Below are 22760 nucleotides of genomic sequence, written 5' to 3' on the forward strand. Positions count from 1 at the left end.
GGCTGCTCAAACAATGCCCGGCACTTCGCCGGGCATTGTTGTTTCCGCATCCCGGCGGTCACGCAAATTGGCCATTTCGATCCCCTTTTGGCCAACGGGCTACTGTGCCGCGTCTACGCTGTCAGGAAGAATCGAAGCCACAACAAAATGCTGCACCTTCCTTGCCCTTGGCTGATTTGCTAGCCGCTGCCGTGTACAGAACATAAAAACCATCGACTCACGCTGCATTCGGGGAAACACAACATGGTCACGATGAAACGCATTCTGGGCGCTACTGTTTTCGGGCTGACGCTGCTGGCCAGCGCCGTACAGGCCGAACAGCGCGAACTGCGGGTGTACAACTGGGCGGATTACATCCTGCCGTCGGTGCCCAAGGATTTCGCCTCCAAAAGCAACATCAAAGTGACCTGGGACACCTTCGACACCAACGAATCCCTCGAAGCCAAGCTGCTGACCGGCAACTCCGGCTATGACCTGGTGGTGCCGTCGAACCAGTTCCTCGATACCCAGATCAAGGCCGGCGTGTTCCAGAAACTCGACAAGTCCAAGTTGCCGAACTGGAGTCACCAGGACCCGGCGCTGCTCAAGCTGCTCGACGCCAACGACCCCGGCAACCAGTACGGCGTGCCCTACATGGTCGGCACGGTGCTGATCGGTTTCAACCCGGCCAAGGTCAAGGCGGCGCTCGGCGAGAATGCGCCGGTGGACAGTTGGGACCTGGTGTTCAAACCGGAGAACATGGAAAAGCTGAAATCCTGCGGCGTGGCGATGCTCGATTCGCCGTCGGAAATCCTGCCGCTGGCTCTGCACTACCTGGGCCTGGACCCGAACAGCCAGAACCCGGCCGACTATGAGAAAGCCAAGGACCTGATGCTCAAGGTTCGCCCTTACGTCACCTACTTCAACTCGGCCAAGTACATGACCGACATCGCCAACGGCGACATCTGCGTGGCCATCGGTTATTCCGGCAGCTTCTACCAATTCGGCAACCGCGCCAAAGAGGCGGGCAACGGCGTGGTGGTCGACTGGCGCCTGCCGAAGGAAGGCGCGCCGATCTGGTTCGACACCTTCGCCATTCCGAAGAGCGCGAAGAACGTCGAAGAGGCCCACGAGTTCCTCAACACCTTGCTCGATCCGAAGGTCATCGCTTCGATCAGCGACTTCCTCGGCTACCCGAATGCCAACAAGGATTCGCTGCCGCTGATCAACAAGGAAATCACCGGCAACCCGAACCTGACGCCGACCAGCGAAGCACTGAAGAAACTTTACGTGGTGCAGCCGTTGCCGCAGAAACTGGAGCGGGTGCGGACCCGGGTGTGGACCAGTATCAAGTCGGATAAATAAGCTCAAAGCCGAGGGAGCGAATCCGTTCGCTCCCTCGGCCGTTATTTCGCCTGACTTTCTTCAGGCGACTTGTCCTTCGTCAGGATCAGACTCAGCACCACCGACGCCAGAATTAGCCCGCCAACAATCGCCAGCGACCACTCCACCGGCATGTGAAACCACGGCATCACCGTCATTTTCCCGCCGATGAACACCAGCACCAGCGCCAGCCCATACTTGAGCAGATGAAAACGGTCGGCCATGTCCGCCAGCAAAAAGTACAGTGCCCGCAGCCCCATGATCGCGAAGATGTTCGAGGTGAAAATGATGAAAGGATCGGTGGTCACCGCGAAAATCGCCGGGATGCTGTCGACCGCGAACATCAGGTCGCTGGCCTCGATCAGCACCAATACCAGAAACATCGGCGTGGCCCAGCGCACACCGTTCTGCAGCACGAAAAAACGCTCGCCGTGAAAGCCGTTGGTGATCCGCAGATGCCCGCGCACCCAGCGCAGGAGCGGGTTGTTATCGAGGTCCGGTTGCTGCTCGGCGAACACCAGCATCTTGATCCCGGTGATGATCAGGAACACGCCGAACACATACAGCAGCCAGGTGAACTGCGATACCAGCCATACGCCGGCAAAGATCATCGCTGCGCGCATCACGATCGCCCCGAGCACGCCGTACAGCAGCACCCGGCGCTGCAACTCCGGCGGCACGGCGAAGTAGCTGAAGATCATCACGAAGACGAACATGTTGTCGATCGAAAGCGACTGCTCGATCAGGTAACCGGTGAGGAATTCCAGGGTCTTGACCTTGGCGATTTCGGGCCCGAATTCGCCGTTGAGATACCACCAGAGCAACCCGGCGAAGGCCATCGCCAGCATGCACCAGGCGATCACCCAGGATGAGGCTTCCCGTACCGAAACCCGATGCGCCTTGCGCCCACCGAAGACGAACAGGTCGACGGCCAGCATGGCGAGGACAAAAACGATGAAGGCGACCCACATCCAGGGTTCGCCGATGTTGATGGGGTGCATGCCGTTCTCCCTGTCTTTATGTTTTTCGGGGTAGACGGGGCCATGCTAGTAGGAGCCTTCCGGCAAAGAAAAATCGTTTATTTCGTGGTTATTGTTCGTGAATAACGAAGTGTCGGTCGACACGGGCAGAGCGCGGGTAATACTTCATTCAGCACTTCTTTGCTAACCTCGCTGTCGAGTCAGTCCACCACTTTGGGAGCTACGATCATCGACACGCCAGATCCTCAAGCCGTCTGCAGCCCGATCACCAGCGCTGCCATATTCATCGTGGCGACCCTAAACGCCGAGGCCGAGGCCGCCGAAAAAGTCCGTGGCTGGTGCGCCGATATCGCCGGCCTGACGCGCTCGGTCGGCAAGCGCGTCCCCTCGGGAAACCTGTCCTGTGTCTGCGGATTTTCTTCCAGCGCGTGGGACCGTCTGTTCGGCAGTCCGCGCCCTGCGTCCCTGCATGACTTTCGCGAATTCGGCGTGGAAGGGCGGCGCGCCGTTTCCACGCCAGGCGACTTGCTGCTGCACATTCGCGCCGATCAAATGGACCTGTGTTTCGAACTGGCAACGCAATTGATGTCGGCGCTGGACGGCGCCGTGACGGTAACGGATGAAGTGCAGGGTTTCCGCTATTTCGACATGCGCAGCATCATCGGTTTCGTCGACGGCACGGAAAATCCGGTCGGCCGCAAAGCCGAGCATTTCACCCTCGTGGGCGATGAAGATCAGCCGTTCAGTGGCAGCAGTTACGTTTTGGTGCAGAAGTACCTGCACAACATGAAGGCGTGGAACGAATTGCCGGTCGAGGCGCAGGAGCGGGTGATCGGGCGCACCAAACTGTCCGATATCGAGCTGGATGATTCGGTCAAACCGAGCAATTCCCACAGTGCGTTGACCACCATCACCAAGGACGGCGAAGAGGTGAAAATCCTGCGCGACAACATGCCGTTCGGCCGGCCCGGCGCGGGGGAGTTCGGCACTTATTTCATTGGCTACGCGCGTTCGCCGGACCCGCTGGAACAGATGCTGGAGAACATGTTTGTCGGCAAGCCGCCGGGCAACTACGACCGGTTGCTGGACTTCAGCACGGCGGTCACCGGCAGTCTGTTCTTTGTGCCTTCGGCGGATTTACTGGAAGAGTTGGCAGAGCGATAAAAAAACGGCGGGATCAATTGATCCCGCCGTTTTGCATTTACTTGCCTGCCGCCAGCGCTGGCGTGCGTGGCGGTACCAGACGCTTGGAGCCGGTGGCCTCGAATGCCGCTGCCAGGCGCAGCAACGTCGAGTCGTCATAGGCCCGCCCGGCGAACGTCAGCCCCACCGGCATGCCGATGTCGGCCATCACGCCCATCGGCACGGTGACGGTCGGCACGCCGAGGTGGCGGATTGCGAGGTTGCCGTTGGCGACCCAGATGCCGTTGCTCCAGGCGATGTCCGCCGAAGCCGGGTTGACGTCAGCGTCGGCCGGACCCACGTCGGCGTTGGTTGGGAACAGCACAGCGTCGAGGCCGAGTTTATCCATCCAGTCTTCGAGGTCGAGCTTGCGAGTCTTCTCCAGACCGCGCAGGCCGTCCGGCAGGGTCGGGATCTGATCCCACGGCGTGATGCCGCGCTGGGCCATGCGCACGTATTCGTCCATGCCGGCAGCGAGGTCGCCTTCACGGTTGGGCAGGGTGCCCGGGTCGTGCGGGAAGATTTTCGGCCCGTCGACGTCTGCCAGACGGTTGAGTTTCGGGTCGCCGTTGGCGCGCAGGAAATCATCGAAGGCCCAGGCCGACAGGTCCCACAGTTCGTGGTGCATGAACTCTTTGGAGACGATGCCGCGATTGAACACGGTCGGCGCACCCGGACGATCGCCTTCGCAGTTGGAGACCAGCGGGAAATCCACTTCGATCACTTCGGCGCCGGCGGCTTCGAGGGCCTGACGCGCCTGTTTCCACAAATCGATCACCGAAGCGCGGGTGTTGATGCGTTGCCCGGTCGGGCCGCCGATGCCCGGCTCGTCGCTGGTGCCGGCCTCAGGGTCGGCGTTGATGTACATGCGCGGCACGCCCAGGCGTTTGCCGGCCAGTGCATCACTTTTCACCGCGAGTTCAAGGTAAGAAGCCGGGCGCACCGAGGCGACGCTCGGGATCGGCACCCAGGGTTGCAGGCGCCACAGGTCGCCACGGGTGTCGGTGTCTTCGGCGACGACTACGTCGAGCACTTCCAGCAGGTCGGCCATGGTGCGGGCGTACGGCACCACCACGTCCATGGTCGGCGTCAGCGGCCAGTTGCCGCGTACCGAAATCACCCCGCGCGACGGGGTGTAGGCGCACAGGCCGTTGTTCGACGCCGGGCCGCGACCGCTCGACCAGGTCTCTTCCGCCAGACCGAATGCCGAGAAGCTGGCAGCGGTGGCAGTGCCGGCGCCATTCGACGAGCCGGAAGCAAATGGCGCCGTCAGATAAGCGGCGTTGTACGGGCTTTCGGCGCGGCCATAGACGCCACGCTGCATCCCGCCATTGGCCATCGGCGGCATGTTGGTCTTGCCCAGGCAGATCGCACCGCCAGCACGCAGGCGCTCGATGGTGAACGCGTCGCGCTGGGCCACCAGATCGGCGAAGGCCGGGCTGCCGGACGCGGCGGTCAGGCCTTTGACCAGATAGCTGTCCTTGGCGGTGTAGGGGATGCCGTCCAGCGGACCGAGGGTTTCGCCCTTGGCGCGACGGGCATCGGAAGCTTGCGCTTCTTTCAGCGCCTCAGGGTTGCGCACGATCACTGCGTTCAGGGCAGTGGCGGTGTCCGGGCCGTCAAAGGCGTCGATGCGCGCCAGGTAGGCCTGGACCAGTTCAACCGCGGTGGTCTGGCCGGATTCGAGCGCCGCGCGCAATTGGGCAATGGAAACTTCAGTGACTTCGATCATGCTGTTACCGCCGACAGGTTCGCTAAAGGGTGGTTGATCATTGTTATCGTCGAAAGATGTCAAAGATTCTTGATGGGCGAAACTCTACCCTGAAATTTGTCCAATGGCATGCATAAAGTCGATAAATATCGGTTAATTTCATCGGAAAAACTCTCCCGGTGTTTCACCGAACTGTTGGCGAAACGCCGCGATAAACGCCGAGGTAGAGTCATAACCACAGGCCAAAGCCACGTCGGTGACGCGTTCGCCGCGTTCCAGCGGTGTCAGCGCACCCAGCAAACGCAGGCGCTGGCGCCAAGTGCGGAAGGTCAAACCGGTGTCGCGCAGGAACAGCCGAGTCAGAGTTTTCTCGGTCACGCCGAATTTTTCACTCCAGTGCGCCAGGGTGGTCTGCTGTTCCGGATGTTGCTCCAGGCTCTGATAGATCTGACGCAAACGACTGTCTTGCGGCAGTGGCAGCATCAGATCGATGGGCGGAGCATCGGCGAGTTGATCGAGGATTACCTGAGCCAGGCGCCCGTGCGGGCCGCTCTGGTCATATTCGACAGGTATCTGACTGAAGGCCCGGATCAGCTCACGCAAAAGATCACTGACGCCGAGCACATGACACCGCTCCGGTGCCCAACTGGCGACGCTGCAATCGATGTACAGGCTGCGCATTTCCGTGTGCGGCGAACTGAATACCCGATGCGGCATGCCCGCCGGAATCCACACCGCACGCTCCGGCGGCGCAACGAAACGACCGACGGCGGTCTGTACTTCAAGCACGCCCTGGATCGCGTAGGACAACTGCACCCACGGATGACTGTGACGGCGGGTCAGCGCGCGATTGGGCAGAGATTCGGTACGTCCGTACAGCGGACGCGGCAGGCTGGGCAGCCCTGGAATGCTGCGTCTGACGCTCTTGTCGTGTCCTTTTGGCGGCATCTGTGGTTTCTTCGGCGTTAGTCGGTAATTTCCAGTCACGTTAGAGTCGCTGCCACGTACTGGCAACCCCCGGATGAACAAACCATGACGCGCCCACGATTTTTGCCCGACAACTTCACCCTGACCCTGATCGGCGTGGTGCTGCTGGCCAGCTTCCTGCCCGCCAGCGGTCAGGTCGCGACCGGTTTCGGCTGGCTGACCAACATCGCCATCGCGCTGCTGTTTTTCCTGCACGGTGCCAAGCTGTCTCGCGAATCGATCATCGCTGGCGCCGGCCACTGGCGCCTGCATTTGCTGGTGTTCGGCCTGACTTTTGTCCTGTTCCCGCTACTGGGGCTTGCGCTCAAACCGCTGTTGTCGCCGCTGATCGGTGATCAGCTGTACATGGGCATGCTGTACCTGTGTGCGCTGCCGGCCACGGTGCAATCGGCGATTGCTTTCACCTCGCTGGCGCGGGGCAACATTCCGGCGGCGATCTGCAGCGCGGCGGCGTCCAGCCTGTTCGGGATTTTCCTCACGCCGCTGCTGGTGACGCTGCTGCTGAACGTCCACGGCGACGGCGGCTCGACCCTCGACGCGATCGTGAAAATCAGTGTGCAACTGCTGCTGCCGTTCATTGCCGGTCAGATCGCCCGTCGCTGGATCGGCGCCTGGGTCGGTCGCAACAAGAACTGGCTGAAGTTCGTCGATCAGGGCTCGATTCTGCTGGTGGTCTACGGTGCGTTCAGCGAAGCGGTGAACGAGGGCATCTGGCACCAGATTCCGGTGATCGAACTGCTGGGGCTGGTCGTGGCGTGCTGCGTCCTGCTGGCGCTTGTGCTGCTGGCGTCCACAGTGCTGGGCAAACTGTTCGGTTTCAATCTGGAAGACCGCATCACCATTCTGTTCTGCGGCTCGAAAAAGAGCCTGGCCACCGGTGTGCCGATGGCGCAGGTGTTGTTTGCCGGCAGCACGATTGGCGTGTTGATCCTGCCGCTGATGCTGTTCCATCAGATTCAGTTGATGGTTTGCGCGGTGCTGGCGCAGCGCTATGCGAAGCGGCAGGAATCGGTGCCTGAACTGATGGCCCAGGTCGATCCTTGATCTCGGCTGCCAGCGCTAGCCCGCACCGGAATACTTGACTGCCGCCGCAGCCCGCGACGGCACGTTGAGCACCCGCAACAACGACGACACATGAATCCGCACCGTGAACGGCGAAATATCCAGTTCACGGGCGATTTCCTTGTTGGTCTTGCCTTGGGCGATCAGCCGCAGCACCTCTTGCTGACGCGGGGTGAGGGCGGTACCGGTGTCCAGCGGCAGCAGGCCGGACGGGGCGAATTTCACCAGTACCTCACCTTCACGAATCGCCCGGATCGCCTGACCCATCTCATCGGGTGCGATGTTCTTGCCGATAAAACCATCGATGCCGGCGGCCATGACGTCGCCGATCAGCGCTTCGTCATCGACCATCGACACCACGATCAGGGTGGTTCGCGGCAAACGCCGGCGCAGTTCCGCGAGCTGGCTGACACACGTCAGGCCGGGAAAACGCAGGTCGAGGATCAAGGTGTCGGGCTCATCACCGGCCGGCAGCAGGGCGAGCACGGCGTCGAGGTCGCCGGCCTCTTCGATCAGGGCTTCGGGCAGCAGACGCTGGACGGTGCGCAGCAACGCTTCGCGAAACAACGGGTGATCGTCGGCTATGATGATTCGGCACGCCATGGCGCAACCCTCCCTGGGTCTGCATTGCTCATGGCATGCACCTTAGCATCGGGCGAAGGCATTGCCTGTTGATTCGTGCGTTTATGACGACTGCTGCACAAGGACGTTCCCCCATGAAGTTCGAAAAGAACACCGAGCTTGACCAGGCCAATCTGCGCATCATCATCGCCAGCATCGCGCTGGTTTACATGGCCGTGCTCGGTTTCCTGCCGGGCCAGCGCTTCGATACCTATCTGCCGGTGGTCACTTACATTTCCCTGTTTTTGCTGGCCTCCGTCGTGCTGCGCCAGGCCATCGTGCGCTGGCCGGGACATTATCCGGCGCGGCGGATTTTCGGCATGCTTCACGATTACACCGGCACCAGTTTCGGGCTGGTGGTCGGCGGCGAGGCGGCGTTGCCCATTTATGCCGTCATGGTCTGGGTCAATCTCGGTAACGGCATGCGCTACGGCTCGCGCTACCTGGCGATCGCCACGGTGCTGGCGTTGCTGGCGCTGCTGGCGGTCTATCGGTTGACGCCGTACTGGCAGGCGCAACCGTTCATGGTGTTGATGCTGATGATCACCAGCACGGTGATTCCGGTGTATGCGCACTTGCTGCTGGAACGCACGCGCAAGGCATCGGAAGAAGCGGTCGCCGCCAATCTGGAAAAGTCGCGTTTCCTGGCCCAGGCCAGCCATGACCTGCGTCAGCCGATCCACTCCATCGGGTTGTTTACCGCGTGCCTGCGCGAGTCGCGGCTGGGCGAAGAGGAGCGGCGGCTGGTGGACAGCATCGACCGCTCGCTGCTCAACGTGTCGCAGCTGTTTCGCTCGATTCTCGATCTCTACACCCTCGACAACGGGCGGATTCTGCCCCGCTTGCAGACGCTTGAGCTGGGTGAATGGCTGGCGGATCTGATCCGCCAGAACGCCGAAGCTGCACGCTGGGCAGGTGTGGAGCTGCGTTTGCGGCCTTGCGAGCACTGGGTGCGCACCGATCCGGCGTTGCTCGCGACGATGGTGCAGAACGTGCTCTCCAATTGCTTCAAATACGGCGCGCACCGGCCGGTGCTGATCGGTGTGCGCAAGCGCGGCGCAGGGTTGGCCATCGCGATCTATGACCGCGGTAACGGCATCGCCGAAGAGCATTTGCCCAAGGTGTTCGAGGAGTTTTATCGGGTTCGCCAGTTGCGCGACAAGGACGTCGAAGGCGTGGGTCTGGGGCTGTCGATTGTCCGGCGTCTGGGGCAGTTGATCGGTGTTGATGTCGCGATCCGCTCACGGCTGGGGCATGGCACGGCGGTGACCTTGCATGGACTGCCGCTGGCGCCGCCGCAGGTGCCGGTCAATCGTGAAGAGGTTCGGCAAATCGGTTTGCTGACGGGGTTGAAGGTGTGTCTGGTGGAAGATGATCGCAACGTTCTGCTGGCGACTTCGGCGTTGCTCGAGCGCTGGGGCTGCGTTGTGCAGGCTGAGCTGAGCGGGCAGGGCCTGGTCACGGACTGCGACATCATCGTTGCCGACTATGACCTCGGCTCCCACAGCACCGGTATCGAGTGCATCGACGAGGTTCGCCGTCAGCGCGGTTATGCGGTCCCGGCCATGATCATCACCGGGCATGACATCGAAAAAATCCAGGCGGCCCTGCATGACCGACAGATCGCCATTCTGTCCAAGCCGGTACGCCCGGCCGAGCTGCGCGCGACCCTGCGTGCGCTGCGCGACCGGCAGACCGAAGCGGTCAGCGCTTACACAGATAGTCCTGCGTGATGGTGGTTTGCAGGCAGTTGTACTGGCCCATGGTGCGGCAGATGTTTTTCTCCGAGCCCGATACTTCGGCGCTCTTGTAGCCCCAGACCTTGCAACGGCCTTCAGCCGTGGCCAACCCTTGAGCGGCGGAGGTTTGCCCGCTCTCGAACTGGCCCAGTTCATAGGAGACCTGGACAACGCCGTCGGTCTTGCTGCCGCCGGTGGCTTCCCATTGTTTTGGGGTGGCGCAGCCGGTCAGAACGACGGCCGCGAGGCTGAGGGTGGCGATGAGTGTTTTCATGATCGAGCGCAATCCTTTACCGGATGAGAAGAGGCATTTGAACGGTTTTTCTGCACCGGATTATTGGTACGGAATCGGCGACGCGCCTTTGGGCAGGCAAGACAGCGGAGGCGTCATGATGCCCATGCTGGCCACCGCGATGATCGCGCCGCTGGGCAACTCGCAGTTGTATTCGCCGGCGGCGGTGTAGGCGGTGTAGTAGGTCAGGGTGCTGTCATTGCGGATGTTGCCGATCTTGGTGACGGGTTGGCCGATAACAGTCTGGGCGCGTTCGCGCATGCTGTCTTCGGTGGGTTTGGCGGTCTGGCAACCGCTGGCGCCGAGGAGCAGGGCACCGAGAACCGTGATCTTGGCGAGGCTGAGCTGCAGTTTCATGGTGTTTCTTCCTTGGTGTTGTTGTTTTTCCAGGCACAACGATCCCGCGCACTGCACAGCGGCAATGCTGGGAAGCGTCGGGGGTTGCGAGGGAATATAACGCCAGGGATCGGGGTGGTCGATTAGCACAAATGTGCTAGTACGGCGCAACCAGCGGTGGGCTGGTTGCGCCGATAGCGGTTATTGAGGACTGTTGAACTGGTCCGAATAGCTGCCGCTCATGAGGGCGGAAGCCACCTGGTCGGAGCCGACGCCTGCGCGGGAATAGGCGAGCCGGTTGGCACCGACTTTGTCTGCGCCATCGGCGGCGAGGGCGCCGGCGCCGACGTGGTCGGAGCCGTCAGAAGCTACTGCGCCGGCGCCGACATGGTCGGAACCGTCAGAGGCGACCGCTCCAGCGCCAACATGATCGGAACCGTCAGAGGCAACGGCCCCAGCACCTACGTGATCGGCGCCGTCAGAGGCGACTGCACCTGCACCAACGTGATCGGCGCCGTCAGAAGCTACAGCTCCAGCGCCAACGCGATCCGCGCCATCAGAGGCGACAGCGCCTGCACCGACATGATCGGAACCGTCAGAAGCAACGGCCCCTGCGCCGACATGGTCTGAGCCGTCAGAGGCAACTGCTCCGGCGCCGACGTGATCCGCGCCATCAGAGGCGACAGCGCCTGCGCCGACATGATCGGAGCCGTCTGAAGCAACGGCGCCAGCACCGACATGATCTGCGCCATCAGATGCGACTGCACCAGCGCCAACATGATCGGCACCATCAGAAGCAACCGCCCCCGCACCCACATGATCCGCCCCATCCGACGCCAATGCCTGCGCCTTCGCAGCCCAGACATTGGGCATTGCCACCGTTGCCGCAACTGCCAGGACGAGGCCCGGCCAAAGCGTGTGCTTCATGATTTTCTCCACGCCCCATCAGCCAAACAGCAACCGAGCGTTACCCGTCATTCGTTCATTGACGGAAGGCTCGTCGGCCCGGGGTCAACCAGATTGGTGAATGGCACGGGGGCACCGGAAGGTGCACGGGTGTCGACGGTTTACAGGAAATCTGGACAGCGAACTGAAAAGTATAGTTCGCCCTCGGCGGAAGGCAGGCTGAAGGGTCGTGAAGGCGATAGTCGGTTCGCTTCCTTGAAGGCCTGCGCTAGAAAACAATCAGTCTAAAAACCGCGTAGCGCAATGTAGCGTGTTTGCTAGGCTCAAGAATGTAGGCGAAGACGCAGACTGATGCGCAAGCGGATAGCGAGGAAGCGTTGGGCGCGTTCCGAAGGGTACACGGTTAGAAAGAACCCCGCGCTGGGTTCCAGCCCTTATGCCGTGTGAAGCAGCAGAGCACATTGCCTGTACTGTGGGAGTCCTGAGAAACCTCGTAAGCCAGAGACCAGCACTGGCCGCCTACTCAAACACCAAAGCCCGCCTCGTGCGGGCTTTGACGTTCTCGGGCCTTAGATACTGGCCAACGCCTGCGCCAGATCCGCACGCAGGTCTTCGATGTCCTCGACACCCACCGACAGACGCACCAGGCTGTCACCGATGCCGAGCTTGGCACGGGTTTCCGCCGGGATGGTCGCGTGAGTCATGATCGCAGGGTGCTCGATCAGACTTTCCACACCGCCGAGGCTTTCGGCCAGAGCGAAGATCTGCACGTTCTCCAGGAAGCGCCGAGCGCCCGCCAGATCACTGTTCAGATCCAAGGAAATCATCCCGCCGAAACCACGCATCTGACGCTTGGCCAGTTCGTGCTGCGGGTGGGATTCCAGACCCGGGTAGTAGACGCGTTTGACCTGCGGCTGCTGCTCCAGCCAGCGCGCCAGCTCCAGTGCGTTGCTGCAATGACGCTCCATACGCAGCGCCAGCGTCTTCACGCCGCGCAGGGTGAGGAACGCGTCGAACGGGCCGGAGATGGCGCCGACAGCGTTCTGCAGGAAACCCAGACGCTCGGCCAGCGCAGGATTGTCACCGACCACCGCGATCCCGCCGATCACGTCGGAGTGACCGTTCAGGTATTTGGTGGTCGAGTGCAGCACGATGTCGAAACCCAGTTCCAGCGGCCGCTGGATCCACGGGCTGGCGAAGGTGTTGTCGGCCACGCAGATGATTCCGCGGGCCTTGCAGATGCGCGCGATGGCGGTGAGGTCGGATAGGCTCAGCAACGGGTTGGTCGGCGTTTCCACCATGACCATACGTGTGTCGTCCTGCAACGATGCTTCGAACGCCGACAGGTCGGCCAGATCGACGTAGCTGAACCGATGCCCGGCACTGCGCTGGCGCACCTTGTCGAACAGGCGGAACGTGCCGCCGTACAGGTCATTGCCGGAGACGATGTGTGACCCGGCGTCGATCAGCTCGAGCACGGTGGAAATGGTTGCCAGCCCGGACGCGAAGGCGAACGCCTGGGTGCCGCCCTCCAGATCCGCCACGCAACGCTCCAGGGCAAATCGCGTCGGGTTGTGCGAGCGGCCGTAGTCAAACCCCTTGTGCACGCCGGGGCTGTCTTGCAGGTAGGTGGAGTTGGCGTAGATCGGCGGCATCAGCGCACCGGTGGTCGGGTCCGGCGTTTGCCCGGCGTGGATCACGCGGGTGGCGAAGCCCTGTTGACGGGCGTTCTTGTCGTGCTGGCTCATGCCAGGGATCTCCGTAATTGATTGAGCATGTCGACGCGGGTGATCAGGCCGTGGAAGCCTGACGCGTCGGCGATGATGGCCACCAGGCCGCTGCTGAGCACGGCTTCCAGTTCAGCCAGCGTGGCGCCGGGGGCGAGGGTTTGCAACTTGTCGGTCATCGCGCTGGCGACGGGTTTGCTGAAGAGCGAGGCGTCTTCGTGTACCCGCACCAGAATGTCCGACTCGTCGATCACGCCGACCAGTTGCTTGCCATCCACCAGCACCGGCAGTTGCGAAACATCTGCCAGGCGCATGCGCTGGAAGGCGGTCATCAGCGTATCGTCCGGTCCGACGCTGACGACTTTGCCGTCTTCGAAACGTCGGGCAATCAGGTCGCGCAGGTCGCCGTAGCGTTTGCGCTGCAGCAGGCCCTGATCGGTCATCCACTGGTCGTTGTAGACCTTCGACAGGTAACGGGTGCCGGTGTCGCAGACGAAGCTGACCACGCGTTTCGGCTCGGTCTGTTCGCGGCAATAACGCAGCGCGGCGGCCAGCAGGGTGCCGGTGGACGAGCCACCCAGAATGCCTTCGGCTTTCAGCAACTGACGGGCGTGATCGAAGCTCTCTTCGTCGCTGATCGAGTAGGCGCTGCGCACGCTCGACAGGTCGGTGATCGACGGAATGAAGTCTTCGCCGATGCCTTCCACCGCCCAGGATCCGGCGGTGCCCAAGTGCTTGCTGCGGCTGTATTCAGCCATCACCGAACCGACCGGGTCGGCCAGGACCATTTCAAGGTCCGGTTGCACGCGTTTGAAGAAACGGGTCAGGCCGGTCAGCGTGCCGGCCGAGCCGACGCCGACCACGATCGCGTCCAGGTCATGCTCGGTCTGGGCCCAGATTTCCGGCCCGGTGCTGCACTCGTGGGCCAGCGGGTTGGCCGGGTTGTTGAACTGGTCGGCGAAGAACGCGCCGGGAATGTCCTTGGCCAGACGCGCGGCGACATCCTGGTAGTACTCGGGATGACCCTTGCCGACATCGGAGCGGGTGATGTGCACTTCGGCGCCCATGGCCTTGAGGTGCAGGACTTTTTCGGTGGACATTTTGTCCGGCACCACCAGCACGACGCGGTAGCCCTTGGCGCGGCCGACCAGGGCCAGGCCCAGACCGGTGTTGCCGGCGGTGGCCTCGACGATCGTACCGCCCGGTTGCAGTCGACCATCGCGTTCAGCGGCGTCGATCATGGCTAGACCGATGCGGTCCTTGATCGAACCGCCGGGGTTCTGTGATTCGAGTTTGAGAAACAGGGTGCAGGGACCGGTATCGAAGCGGGTGACTTGTACCAGCGGCGTATTGCCGATCAGCCCAAGTACGGCAGGGCGTGAATCCTTTGACATCTCTTCACCTCTTTGTGGTGTTGATCGCGTTCCATTCGCGGGGAAAAAGCTCGCGTGCAACATAGGCTCAGACCTGCGCTGTCGCAACCTTTAAACGGCCGGAAATACTGCCATTTCGATCTAACGATAGAACGAAATCAGCGAGGGCAAGGAAGTGATTTGCAGGGGTTTATACGCAGGCGTCATCGAGTATTGAAAGGGCGTCTTCGGCGTCACGAAGCGCTTGATCCGGCAGTGAAAATCCTGCAGCGAAAACCGCTCAGTGGTTGCTCATCAGACCGTGCAGCACACCCAGCCTCAGACCGGGTTCGGACGGCACCATTTGCGAGATCCCGAACACTTTGAACGCTGCCAGCATGACCACCAGACCGCCGGGCAGAATGCTCTGGCGATGGGGTTGCAGGCCGGCCAGTTTCAGCTGTTGAACATTGCTGACTTCCAGCAGGCGCAACGACAACCGCAACAGGCCGCCGTAGGTGATGCCGCTCTCGCCATGATCGTTCAGGCGATTGGCCTTGAGCACTTTGGCGAGCATCCGCGCGGTGCCCGAAGAGCCGATCGTCTGCTGCCAGCCCTGGGCGCGATAACGTCGGGCGACTTTTTCGAATTGCAGAATGGCTACCCGTTCGGCTTCTTGCAGCGCACCGGGGGAAATCTCACCGCTGCGAAAGTAACGGGTGCTCAAGGTGCCGCTGCCGAGGGCGATGCTTTCGGTCAGCAGCGGTTGCGCGCCCTGGCCGAGAATCAGTTCGGTGGAGCCGCCGCCAATGTCGACCACCAGACGCATGTCATCGGCGACCGGCAGAGTGTGGGCCACACCGGCGTACACCAGACGCGCTTCTTCATGGCCGGAAATCACATCGATGCGAAACCCCAGATGCCGTTCCGCGCTGGCCAGAAACAGCTGCGCATTGTCCGCCTCGCGCACCGCGCTGGTGGCCACCGCACGCACACGACCGGGCTCGAAACCGCGTAGCTTCTTGCCGAACCGCGCCAGCGCCTGCCAGCCGCGATCCAGCGCCATTTCGTCGAGTGCCCGGCCGTCGAAACCTTCGGCCAGTCGCACCGGTTCGCGCAAGGTTTTGACCTCCTGAATCATGAAGCCCTTTCTGCTGCGCACCGACTGGCCAATCATCATGCGAAAGGCATTGGAACCGAGGTCGATGGCGGCAAACAGCGAGGTGTCTTCTTTCATGGGGATCCTTGCAAATCATCCGTCGGGAGGCGCGGGACGGTTTGCGAGGATTCTGCCGTGGGTTCGATGACAACCTGATGACGCGGGCGGGGCGGTTCAGTGAATTCATCGCTGTCATGACACTGTCATTATCGGCTGTCCATACTTTGCCCCAATACATCGCGTGCTTTTCATGATTCGGCTGCCTTCCGGGCAGCTTTTTTTTGCCCGGAATTTACCGGGCGTGCAAAATTTGCAATCCCGGACGATGCACGATTAATATACGATCCATATACACTTCGTATCGGATATTGCCATGGGCATCGTAAAGATTTCAGAGGACATGCACGAGAATCTGCGCATCTCCAGCAACGCACTCAGCCGCTCGATCAACGCGCAGGCCGAACACTGGATGCGCATCGGCATGCTCGCCGAGCTGTATCCCGACCTTGATCACCACGCCATTTGCCGGTTGCTGATTCGCGCCGAACAGTCGGGTGGTCTGGATCTGCAGCAGGTCTGCGCACTGGCGGATGCCGCGCAGAACGCCTCGGTCAAAGAGGCGGCCAAGGCATGAGAAACCCGATCAAGATCAACACCCAGGCCGAAATCGCCCACTCCCGCGAGGCCGGCAGACTGGCCGCCGAGGTGCTGGCGATGCTGGTGCCGCACGTCAAGGCTGGCGTCACCACCGATCAGCTCGATCAGTTGTGCAACGACTACATCGTCAATGTGCAGAAGGCGATTCCGGCCAACGTCGGTTATCACGGCTTCCCGAAAACTGTTTGCGCGTCGGTCAACGAAGTGGTCTGCCACGGCATTCCTTCGAAGCGTGTGCTGAAGGACGGTGATATCGTCAACCTCGACATCGCGGTGATCAAGGACGGCTGGTTCGGCGACACCAGTCGCATGTACGTGGTCGGCGAACCGACGCCCGAGGCGCGGCACCTGATCAAGACCACTTACGACGCGATGTGCGCCGGTATCCGCGTCGTACGGCCGGGCGCTACGCTGGGCGATATTGGCCATGCAATTCAAAGTCTGGCGGAAAAAGAAGGGTTTAGCGTGGTGCGCGAGTACTGCGGGCACGGGATCGGCAAGGTCTATCACGATGAACCGCAGGTACTGCATTACGGTTATCCGGAGCAGGGCTTGAAGCTGAAGGCGGGGATGATCTTTACCATCGAGCCGATGCTCAATGCCGGCAAGCGCCATGTGAAAAGTCTGGCGGATGGCTGGACGGTGGTGACCAAGGATCAGTCGTTGTCGGCGCAGTGGGAGCACATGATTGCGGTGACGGAAGACGGATTCGAAGTGTTGACCGCGTGGCCTGACGAAATTGAAGGTTTTGCGGCTATCAAGTGAGACCGAGTCGTCTGCTGGCCCTCACCCCAGCCCTCTCCCGGAGGGAGAGGGAGCCTACCGAGTTGTCTGGCGCACTACATCGACCTGAAAGACCGTGTTGATTGTGGATTCAAAGCAGCTCCTTCAGGTCGGCATATCTCTTCAATATCCCCCAATCGGCTCCCTCTCCCTCCGGGAGAGGGCTGGGGTGAGGGCGGGCAGGCGACTCGGTGTTAATGAGCCCCCGCCGCTTTGTTCAAATCGCTCTCAGCCCACTCGGTATAGACGCAAGCATCCGCCGTCGCCCAACGCACTCGAACCGGATCTCCAGCCTTCAGCGGCATCCCCGCCGCTGACAACGCCTTCACCGTCATCGAAGTCCCGCCCGAAGTCACCACACTGCAAGTCTGACTCTCACCCAGAAACAACACCTCGACCACCTTCGCCGAAACCTCGTTCCAGCCCGCCGCCAACGGCTCACTCGCCGCCTGCTGCACACTCAACGCCAACGCCTTTTCCGGACGCACCATCAGCAGCACATCCTGCCCGGTCTGCAATCCAGCGGTCAGGCGAATCGAAAGCGCCTGCGCCTCAAAACTCGCCGCCGCATTGCCCTGCGCTTTGAGCTTGAGGAAATTCGAGTTGCCGAGGAACGACGCCACAAATGCATTCGGCGGATTCTGATAAAGGTCATACCCGCTGCCGAGCCCGACAATCTTGCCGTGACTGAAAATCGCGATGCGCTGGGACAGGCGCATGGCTTCTTCCTGATCGTGGGTCACGTAGACGATGGTGATGCCGAGGCGACGGTGCAGCTGGCGCAATTCATCCTGCAGGTCTTCGCGAAGTTTCTTGTCCAGCGCCCCGAGCGGTTCGTCCATCAGCAGAATACGTGGCTCGTAAACCAGCGCCCGTGCAATGGCGACCCGTTGCTGCTGGCCGCCGGACAGTTGCGAAGGACGACGATGGGCGAACTGTTCCAGCTGCACCAGCTTCAACATCGCATCGACGCGTTTATCACGCTCGGCTGCAGCGAGTTTGCGGATCGCCAGCGGGAACGCGATGTTGTCGCGCACCGACAGATGCGGGAACAGCGAATAGCGCTGGAACACCATGCCGATGTCGCGTTTGTGCGGCGGCACATTCACCAGCGACTGGCCGTTGACCAGGATCTCGCCGCTGCTCGGGGTTTCGAAGCCGGCGAGCATCGACAACGTGGTGCTTTTGCCCGAGCCGCTGGAGCCGAGAAAGGTGAGGAATTCGCCGTCCTTGATGTCCAGCGAGATGTTGTCCACGGCGGCGAAATCGCCGTAGTGCTTGTTCAGGTTGCGCAGGCTGACCAGGGGTTTGTCGCTCTGCTGGGATGCGTCTTTGATCACGGCACTCATGTCGTACTCCTGGCGCTCATGCGCTGATTTCGTTGCGCCGGCGCAGCGCGGCGGCGATCACCATGACCAATACCGACAGGCCGATCAGCAGCGTCGAAGCGACGGCGATCACTGGCGTCAGGTCCTGGCGCAGGGTGGTCCACATTTTCACGGGAAGGGTTTGCAGGGTCGGGCTGGCCATCATCACGCTGAGCACCACTTCGTCCCACGAAACGAGGAAGGCGAAGAGGGCGCCGGCCACCATCCCCGGGCGGATCGCCGGGAAGGTCACCTTGAACACCGCTTGCAGGCGTGACGCCCCGCAGATGACCGCCGCGTCTTCAATCGACTGATCGAACAGCTTCAGCGAGTTGATGATCGAGATGATGGTGAATGGCAGCGCGACAATCACATGGCTGACGACGAAGGCAAACATCGTCCCGGTGTAGCCGAGCTTGAGGAACAGCGCGTACACCGCCACCGCGATGATCACCAGCGGCACGATCATCGGCAGGGTGAACAGACCGTAGAGCATTTCCCGGCCGGGGAAGCGTCCGCGCACCAGCGCAAAGGCCGTCGGCAAACCGAGGGCGACGGCGCAGATCGTGGTCAGCACCGCGACCTTGAGGCTGGCCAGCGCTGCGCTCATCCAGTCGGCGTTGGAGAAGAACTGCACGTACCATTTCAGCGTCCAGCCCGGTGGCGGGAACACCAGCCACTGGGACGAACCGAACGACAGCAGGACGATGAACACGATCGGCAACAGCAGGAACAGGCCGATCAGCCCGGTGGTGAAATACAGGCCGAAGCGCATCCGGCGACTCATGGCATTGGGCGTCAGAAGCATGTCGGCTTACCTCGCGTTACTGGCGCCAACCGGGGATTCCGGTTGCAGCTTCAGGTAGACGTAGAACAGCACCAGGGTGATGACGATCAGCAACGCGGCGCCGGCGCTGGCCAGGCCCCAATTGAGGAACGACTGCACCTGCTGAATGATGAATTCCGGCAGCATCATGTTCTGCGCCCCGCCCAGCAGCGCCGGGGTGACGTAGTAACCGAGCGACATCACGAACACCATCAAGCCGCCGGATGCCAGACCCGGCCGGCACAGCGGCAGGAACACCCGGAAGAAGTTGGTCCACGGGCTCGCGCCACAGATCGAACCGGCCTGCAGGATCATCGGGTCGATGGCCTGCATGGTCGCCTGCAACGGCAGCACGATGAACGGGATCATGATGTAGCTCATGCCGATCACCACGCCGGTCAGGTTGTGCACCATTTCCAGCGGCTGATCGATGATGCCCATGGCCATCAGGGCTTTATTGATGACGCCCGAAGCCTGCAACAGCACCAGCCAGGAATAGGTGCGGGCGAGTAGGCTGGTCCACATCGACAGCAGCACGATGTTGAGGATCCAACGGCCCCAGCCCCGTGGCACCAGGGTGATTGCCCAGGCCAGCGGGAAGCCCAGCAGCAGGCTGAACACGGTCACCAGTCCCGCCACCGAAAAGGTGTTGAACAGCACCCGGGCGTAGGCCGAGTTAGCGAACAGTTGCTCATAGTTGCCGAGGCCCGGCACCGGTTCCAGCACGCCGCGCAGCAACAAACCAATCAGCGGGGCGAGAAAGAACAGACCGAGGAACAACAGCGCCGGCGCGAGGTTGCCGGCGCCGCGCCAGCGTTGCTTGAGGGACGGGGCTTGCGCCATGGCACTCGCCTTGCCTGAAGCCGGGCCGGCAGCGCTCGGGGCGCTCCCGGTGGCAGTGGAGGGACGGGATGCGGTGGCCGCCATTTTCATTTGACCAGCCATTCGTTCCACCGTGTCGCGATGGCCGGACCGTTCTTGGCCCAGTACGCGAAATCAAGAGTGATCTGATCCTTAGCGTAGGCAGTCGGCAGGTTCGGGGCCAGCGTCGAGTCCAGACGCGCCACGCTGTCGACGTTGACCGGGGCGTAGGCGGTCAGGTTGGAGAAGTCGGCCTGGCCTTTGGCACTGCTGGCGCTGGCCAGGAACTTCATCGCCGCGTCCTTGTTTTTCGAACCCTTTGGCACCACCAGAATGTCGGCCATGACCAGATTCTGTTTCCAGCTCACGCCCACCGGTGCGCCGTCTTCTTGCAGGGCATGGATCCGGCCGTTCCAGAACTGGCCCATGCTCGCTTCACCGGAGGCCAGCAGTTGCTGCGACTGCGCGCCGCCGCCCCACCAGACGATGTCTTTCTTGATGGTGTCGAGTTTCTTGAAGGCGCGATCCAGGTCCAGCGGGTAGAGCTTGTCGGCCGCTACGCCATCGGCGAGCAGGGCCAGTTCGAGCACGCCGGGGCTTGGCCATTTATAGAGGGCGCGTTTGCCGGGGAAGGTCTTGGTGTCGAACAGCGCGCTCCAGTCCTGCGGCTTGTTAGCGCCGAGCTTGCCCTCGTTGTAGCCGAGGACGAAGGAGAAGAAGAACGAGCCGACGCCGTGGTCGCTGACGAAACGCGGGTCGATCTTGTCGCGCTGGATCTGTTTGAAATCGAGGGGTTCGAGCAGGCCTTCGGCGGCGGCGCGCAGGGCGAAGTCGGCTTCGACGTCGACCACGTCCCATTGCACGTTGCCGCTCTCGACCATGGCCTTGAGTTTGCCGTAGTCGGTCGGGCCGTCCTGCACGACGGTGATGCCGCTGGCCTTGCTGAACGGATCGGCCCAGGCCTGTTTCTGCGCATCCTGGGTGCTACCGCCCCAGCTGACAAAGTTCACACTCTCGGCGGCCATCGCGGCCTGGCCGGTCACGCTCAGCAGTCCCGCAAGAAAGATCGCGGTTGCAGCTTTGTTCAACACCATTTTTACGCCCTCATTGTTGTGTTTTTGAGCGGGCTTGCGTTGTTGCCCGCCTGTCGGGAGCAGTAGCTGGACGGTTTTTCAGGTCGTCCGGTCTATGGAATATCATATTATGGTATTCCAAACTTTGTGCAAGCACTTTGCCTTACCGGCTATCTGGCAAACAGGGTCATTCGGTGAATGGAATGCTCTCAACCACCTCAAGATCGTACCCAGTCAACCCGGCATATTTTAGCGGCGGGCCCAAGTGGCGCAGCTTGCCGACGCCCAGGTTCTGCAGAATCTGCGCCCCGGTGCCGACTTCCGAATAGATCCGCGATTGCGAGCGACTGAACTGTCGAGGCGGCTGAGTCAGTTGCGGAATGCGCTCCAGCAGCGACTGGGACGACTCATGATTGGCCAGCACCACCACAACGCCATGCCCTTCGGCCGCGACCCGTTGCAACGCCGCCCACAACGTCCAGTTCGTCGGCCCGCTGTACTCGGCACCCACCAGATCCCGCAGCGGATCGATCACGTGCACGCGCACCAGCGTCGGTTCCTCACGGCGCAATTCACCCATGACCATCGCCATGTGCACGCCACCTTCGATGCGATCTTCGAAGGTGATGAGACGGAACGTGCCATGCACCGTCGGCAACTCCCGTTCGCCGATGCGCTCTATGGTGTGTTCGGTGCTCAGGCGATAGTGGATCAGGTCGGCGATGGTGCCGATCTTGATCCCGTGCTTGTGCGCAAAGACTTCCAGATCCGGACGACGGGCCATGGTGCCGTCGTCGTTCATCACCTCGACAATCACCGAGGCGGGCGTGAAACCCGCCAACCGCGCCAGATCACAGCCGGCTTCGGTGTGACCGGCACGGGTCAACACGCCACCTTCCTTGGCGCGCAGCGGGAAGATATGGCCGGGCTGCACCAGGTCTTCAGCGCGGGCATTCGGCGCCACCGCAGCGGCCACCGTGCAAGCGCGGTCGGCGGCGGAAATGCCGGTAGTCACGCCGACCGCCGCTTCGATGGAAACCGTGAACGCGGTGCTGAACACGCTGCCATTGCTCGGCACCATCTGCTCCAGCCCCAGACGCTGGCAATGATCGTCAGTCAACGTCAGGCAGATCAGCCCCCGAGCCTCACGGGCCATGAAACTGATCGCCTCGGGTGTGCAACGATCGGCGGCCAGCAGCAGGTCGCCTTCGTTTTCCCGGTCTTCGTCATCGACCAGCAACACCATTTTGCCGAGGCGATAATCTTCGATGATTTCTTCGATGCTGTTGAAGGCCATGCTGGACTCTCGATGTGGATGAATTTTGTGGTATACCATAATACAAAATCAACCAAGAGGTCACTATGAAGGCGTACTGGATTGCACACGTGGACATCAACGATCCCGATCACTACAGCCAATACACCCAGCGCGCGCCGAAAGCGTTCGCCGAGTTCGGCGCGAAGTTTTTAGCCAGAGGCGGGCGCAGCGAAGCAATGGAAGGGCGGGCGACGCCACAGCGCAGCGTGGTGATTGAATTCGACAGTTATGAGCAGGCCGTGGCGTGCTACCGCTCGGCGGCGTATCAGGAAGCGAAGAGCTATCGCGAGGAATGGGCGCGGGCGGAGATTGTCATCGTTGAAGGGATGGCGCCGTAACGTCTTGCTTGTAAACCCGCAGGAACTACAGAATCGAACGTGGCCGCGATCTTTGATTTTTTCTGGATCAGGAGATCGTCCGCCGGACGGAATTTAATGCCTGCGGGTTTGCACGGTGTGC

Annotated in this window: 22 protein-coding genes; 7 read left to right on the top strand and 15 right to left on the bottom strand. The window is 61.5% G+C overall.

Translation table 11 applies throughout. The annotated features are described in order from the left end of the window. Positions 1-243 precede the first annotated feature (243 nt). Entirely contained in the window at positions 244-1344 is a 1101-nt protein-coding gene (locus CAF74_RS09760; protein ID WP_085746218.1) for a polyamine ABC transporter substrate-binding protein, read from the top strand. A 41-nt stretch (positions 1345-1385) separates the two neighbouring features. Here the strand turns inward: CAF74_RS09760 and CAF74_RS09765 are convergent, their stop codons facing one another. After that, complete coding sequence (locus CAF74_RS09765) at positions 1386-2363, bottom strand: TerC family protein (protein ID WP_085746219.1); 978 nt, start codon at positions 2361-2363, stop codon at positions 1386-1388. Positions 2364-2555: 192 nt separating this feature from the next. Between CAF74_RS09765 and CAF74_RS09770 the strand changes: the two genes are divergently transcribed. Beyond that, a complete protein-coding gene (locus CAF74_RS09770; protein WP_085746220.1) occupies positions 2556-3506 on the top strand; it encodes a Dyp-type peroxidase in 951 nt (316 codons plus the stop codon). A gap of 37 nt (positions 3507-3543) precedes the next feature. Here CAF74_RS09770 and CAF74_RS09775 read toward each other — a convergent pair whose 3' ends face one another. Together CAF74_RS09775 and CAF74_RS09780 are read right to left on the bottom strand one after the other, a co-directional pair. Then, positions 3544-5256, bottom strand: a complete 1713-nt coding sequence (locus tag CAF74_RS09775) for an amidase (RefSeq protein ID WP_085746221.1) — start codon at positions 5254-5256, stop codon at positions 3544-3546. 138 nt (positions 5257-5394) lie between these two features. Continuing rightward, positions 5395-6183, bottom strand: a complete 789-nt coding sequence (locus tag CAF74_RS09780) for a helix-turn-helix domain-containing protein (RefSeq protein ID WP_085746222.1) — start codon at positions 6181-6183, stop codon at positions 5395-5397. 84 nt (positions 6184-6267) lie between these two features. Here CAF74_RS09780 and CAF74_RS09785 point away from each other — a divergent pair, with 84 nt between their 5' ends. Next, positions 6268-7266 (top strand): bile acid:sodium symporter family protein, encoded by a 999-nt coding sequence (locus CAF74_RS09785; RefSeq protein ID WP_085603035.1) that lies wholly within the window; start codon positions 6268-6270, stop codon positions 7264-7266. Between the two features lie 15 nt (positions 7267-7281). Here the strand turns inward: CAF74_RS09785 and CAF74_RS09790 are convergent, their stop codons facing one another. Continuing rightward, complete coding sequence (locus CAF74_RS09790) at positions 7282-7887, bottom strand: response regulator transcription factor (protein ID WP_085746223.1); 606 nt, start codon at positions 7885-7887, stop codon at positions 7282-7284. 113 nt (positions 7888-8000) lie between these two features. On the opposite strand from CAF74_RS09790, the gene CAF74_RS09795 reads away from it, so the two are divergent. Then, positions 8001-9638 (top strand): hybrid sensor histidine kinase/response regulator, encoded by a 1638-nt coding sequence (locus tag CAF74_RS09795; RefSeq protein WP_085746224.1) that lies wholly within the window; start codon positions 8001-8003, stop codon positions 9636-9638. Here the strand turns inward: CAF74_RS09795 and yecR are convergent. From yecR to CAF74_RS09825, 6 genes are all read right to left on the bottom strand, one after another. After that, positions 9610-9918 carry a YecR family lipoprotein gene (gene yecR, locus CAF74_RS09800; RefSeq protein ID WP_007950440.1) on the bottom strand — a complete coding sequence of 103 codons (309 nt, stop codon included), beginning with the start codon at positions 9916-9918 and terminating at the stop codon, positions 9610-9612. The genes CAF74_RS09795 and yecR overlap by 29 nt on opposite strands. A 60-nt stretch (positions 9919-9978) precedes the next feature. Continuing rightward, entirely contained in the window at positions 9979-10293 is a 315-nt protein-coding gene (locus CAF74_RS09805) for a hypothetical protein (protein WP_039766904.1), read from the bottom strand. 503 nt (positions 10294-10796) lie between these two features. Continuing rightward, positions 10797-11051: a hypothetical protein gene (locus CAF74_RS29250; RefSeq protein WP_165369549.1), complete on the bottom strand. Its 255-nt coding sequence runs from the start codon at positions 11049-11051 to the stop codon at positions 10797-10799. 696 nt (positions 11052-11747) lie between these two features. Beyond that, positions 11748-12926: a cystathionine gamma-synthase gene (locus CAF74_RS09815; protein WP_085746225.1), complete on the bottom strand. Its 1179-nt coding sequence runs from the start codon at positions 12924-12926 to the stop codon at positions 11748-11750. Beyond that, positions 12923-14299: a pyridoxal-phosphate dependent enzyme gene (locus CAF74_RS09820; protein ID WP_039766899.1), complete on the bottom strand. Its 1377-nt coding sequence runs from the start codon at positions 14297-14299 to the stop codon at positions 12923-12925. Before CAF74_RS09820 ends, CAF74_RS09815 begins: the two co-directional genes overlap by 4 nt. Before the next feature lie 259 nt (positions 14300-14558). After that, the gene (locus CAF74_RS09825) at positions 14559-15494 is read right to left on the bottom strand and encodes a Ppx/GppA family phosphatase (protein ID WP_085746226.1); all 936 of its coding nucleotides are present in this window, start codon (positions 15492-15494) and stop codon (positions 14559-14561) included. Between the two features lie 295 nt (positions 15495-15789). Between CAF74_RS09825 and CAF74_RS09830 the strand changes: the two genes are divergently transcribed. Then, positions 15790-16050 (top strand): ParD-like family protein, encoded by a 261-nt coding sequence (locus CAF74_RS09830; RefSeq protein ID WP_011334623.1) that lies wholly within the window; start codon positions 15790-15792, stop codon positions 16048-16050. Then, positions 16047-16838: a type I methionyl aminopeptidase gene (gene map / locus CAF74_RS09835; protein ID WP_085746227.1), complete on the top strand. Its 792-nt coding sequence runs from the start codon at positions 16047-16049 to the stop codon at positions 16836-16838. The genes CAF74_RS09830 and map overlap by 4 nt, the downstream gene beginning before the upstream one ends. A gap of 212 nt (positions 16839-17050) precedes the next feature. On the opposite strand, the gene CAF74_RS09840 is transcribed toward map, so the two are convergent. The 5 genes from CAF74_RS09840 to ribBA form a co-directional block, all read right to left on the bottom strand. Beyond that, on the bottom strand, positions 17051-18205 hold the full coding sequence (locus CAF74_RS09840) for an ABC transporter ATP-binding protein (protein WP_085746228.1): 1155 nt from the start codon (positions 18203-18205) through the stop codon (positions 17051-17053). A 16-nt stretch (positions 18206-18221) separates the two neighbouring features. Continuing rightward, entirely contained in the window at positions 18222-19031 is an 810-nt protein-coding gene (locus tag CAF74_RS09845) for an ABC transporter permease (RefSeq protein ID WP_007957396.1), read from the bottom strand. A gap of 6 nt (positions 19032-19037) precedes the next feature. Further along, entirely contained in the window at positions 19038-19982 is a 945-nt protein-coding gene (locus CAF74_RS09850; protein ID WP_085746229.1) for an ABC transporter permease, read from the bottom strand. Continuing rightward, a complete protein-coding gene (locus tag CAF74_RS09855) occupies positions 19979-21004 on the bottom strand; it encodes an ABC transporter substrate-binding protein (RefSeq protein ID WP_011334619.1) in 1026 nt (341 codons plus the stop codon). Before CAF74_RS09855 ends, CAF74_RS09850 begins: the two co-directional genes overlap by 4 nt. Before the next feature lie 166 nt (positions 21005-21170). Further along, complete coding sequence (ribBA, locus tag CAF74_RS09860) at positions 21171-22280, bottom strand: bifunctional 3,4-dihydroxy-2-butanone-4-phosphate synthase/GTP cyclohydrolase II (protein WP_085746230.1); 1110 nt, start codon at positions 22278-22280, stop codon at positions 21171-21173. A gap of 65 nt (positions 22281-22345) precedes the next feature. Here ribBA and CAF74_RS09865 point away from each other — a divergent pair, with 65 nt between their 5' ends. Next, a complete protein-coding gene (locus CAF74_RS09865) occupies positions 22346-22639 on the top strand; it encodes a DUF1330 domain-containing protein (protein WP_085746231.1) in 294 nt (97 codons plus the stop codon). Positions 22640-22760: the final 121 nt, after the last annotated feature.

The organism is Pseudomonas sp. R45(2017) (assembly GCF_002112305.1).
GTDB lineage: Bacteria > Pseudomonadota > Gammaproteobacteria > Pseudomonadales > Pseudomonadaceae > Aquipseudomonas > Aquipseudomonas paraglycinae.